Source organism: Actinomadura bangladeshensis, from assembly GCF_004348335.1.
Classification (GTDB): Bacteria; Actinomycetota; Actinomycetes; order Streptosporangiales; family Streptosporangiaceae; genus Spirillospora; species Spirillospora bangladeshensis.
The window spans coordinates 1-2,472 of sequence record NZ_SMJW01000483.1; the positions used below are offsets into that span (position 1 = coordinate 1).

The 2,472-nt window shown below is 72.3% G+C and carries 1 protein-coding gene; it reads left to right on the plus strand.

Translation table 11 applies throughout. The annotated features are described in order from the left end of the window. A partial coding sequence (locus tag E1284_RS40140; RefSeq protein WP_341770478.1) for a family 20 glycosylhydrolase occupies positions 1 to 2,391 on the plus strand: 2,391 nt, incomplete at its 5' end. Between the last annotated feature and the right edge of the window lie 81 nt (positions 2,392 to 2,472).

Genomic DNA, 2,472 nt, shown 5'->3' on the forward strand with positions numbered 1-2,472 from the left:
CCCATGCCCCGTCCCCCCGTCCGACGACACCGCACCCTGGCGGCCGCCACCGCGGCCGCCCTCAGCCTCACCGCCCTTTCCCCGCTCGCCGCCTCCGCCGAGACGCCGGACGCCGACCCCGTCAACCTCGCGCTCGCCGGGACGGCGACCGCGTCCAGCGTCGAACTCGACCGGGACTCGTTCGCGGCGTCCCAGGTGAACGACGGCGACACCGGCACCCGGTGGTCGTCGAAGTACGCCGACGACAACTGGGTGCAGGTCGAACTGGCCGCCGCCGCGAAGATCGACCACGTCACCCTCGTGTGGCCGAACGCCTGCGCCCGCGACTTCGCGCTCCAGACGTCCGCGGACGGTGTCGCCTGGACGACCGTGACCCGGTCGCAGCACGACACCTGCCCCCGCACCGACACGATCGAGGTCGGGGCGACCGCGAAGTTCGTCCGGATGCAGGGCTTCCAGCGCTGGGCGTCCTACGGCTACTCGATCTCGGAGTTCCAGATCTGGGACCGTCCCGCGCCGCGGTCGCTGGGTCTCGTGCCGAAGCCCGTCTCCGTCGCCGAGGCGGACGGACCCGGCTACCGGCTCGACCCGTCCTCGTCCATCGCCGCGATCGGGGACGGCGCGCAGGCGCCCGCCGCCTACCTGGCGAAGGTGCTGCGGCCGTCCACCGGCTACAAGCTGCCGGTCGTGACCGCGCGGAAGGGCCGGGGGCAGATCGTCATCAGGGTCGGCTCCGGGCTCGGGCCGTCCGGGCGGCCGGAGGGCTACGCCCTCACGGCGAACCCGGCGAAGGTGACCATCGAGGCGTCCACCGCGAACGGCGCGCTCAACGGCGTCCAGACCCTGCGGCAGCTGTTCCCGCAGTGGGTCGAGTCGCCCGCGAGGGTCCGCGCGGACTGGACGGTGCCGCAGGTCGAGATCACCGACCACCCGCGGTTCGCGCACCGCGGCATGATGCTCGACGTCGCCCGCAGCTTCTACCCCGTGGACGAGGTCAAGAAGTACATCGACGCCGCCGCCCAGTTCAAGATCAACCGGCTGCACCTGCACCTGAGCGACGACCAGGGCTGGCGGATCGCGCTCGACGCCCCGGCGGACAACCCGTCCGGGATCGACTATCCGAGGCTGACCTCCGTGTCCGGCCGCACCGCGATGACGTACAACGACGCGGGGCAGCGGATGGGCACCGAACTCGGCGTGACCGGCTTCTACACGAAGGCCGACTACCGCGAGATCGTCCGGTACGCGGGGGCGAGCGGCATGACCGTCGTGCCCGAGATCGACATGCCCGGCCACACCAACGCCGCGCTGCACGCGATCCCGCAGCTCAACAGCGCCGGGTCCAAGCCCGCGCTGAAGCCCGGCGAGACGACCGTCCCGGCGAACGGCACCCCGAACGTCGGCTACTCGTCCTTCGACGCCGCCAACCCGGCGACGTACGAGTTCACGAAGCAGGTCCTCACCCAGATCGCGGAGCTGACGCCCGGCCCGTACCTGCACATCGGCGGGGACGAGTCGCACAGCACGAGCCACGCCGACTACACGAAGATGGTGGACGCCTTCACCGGCCAGGTGGACGCGCTCGGCAAGACGGCCGTCGGCTGGAACGAGACCGCCGGGACGTCGCTGCCGCAGGGCAACGCGGTCGTCCAGTTCTGGAACGGCAACCGGAACGCCGTCGCCAACGCGGTCACCTCCCGGGGCGCCAAGGTGATCCTGTCCCCGGCGGGCAACACCTACGTCCCGCAGAAGCAGGACTCGCGGCAGCCGCAGGGCGGCACCTGGGCGTGCGGCGGGCCGTGCGGCCTCGACCGGCACTACGGCTGGGACCCCGGCACCTACATCCCCGGCATCTCCGAGGACAGCGTGCTCGGCGTCGAGTCGGCGCTGTGGGGCGAGTTCATCCGGCGGCTTCCGCAGGCGCAGTACTACAGCTACCCGCGGCTCATCGCGACCGCCGAAGTCGGTTGGACGCCGCAGCCCAAGCGCGACTACACCGACTTCACCAACCGGCTCGCCGCAGTCGGCGGGCGGCTGACGCTCCAGGGCGTCAACTTCTTCCCGACCGCAGGCGTGCCGTGGCCGGTGACCGCGCTCGGCGCCGACCGCACCGTCCCGGCGGGCACGCCGGCCGGTGCGTCCTGGACGGTCACCGCGCCCGCCGCCGGCGCGCTCACCGGCACCGTCCGCTGGAGCGACGGCATCGAGGAGGACGTCACGCTCACCACATCCCGTACCGCCAGCATCCCGGACATGCGAGGCAACGGCACCTTCACCGCCGTCTCGGACCGCACCTTCACCACCCCCGGGACCTACACCGCGACCCTCACGATCCGGCCGTCGTCCGGCCAGGCGCCCGTGGAAGCGCCGCTGACCCTGACCGTCTCCTGAACCTGTGCGCGGGGACGGGATCCGTCGCCCGGCCCGTCCCCGCGCACGCTGGAACCCCCATGAACCCGACCGACCTCCCCT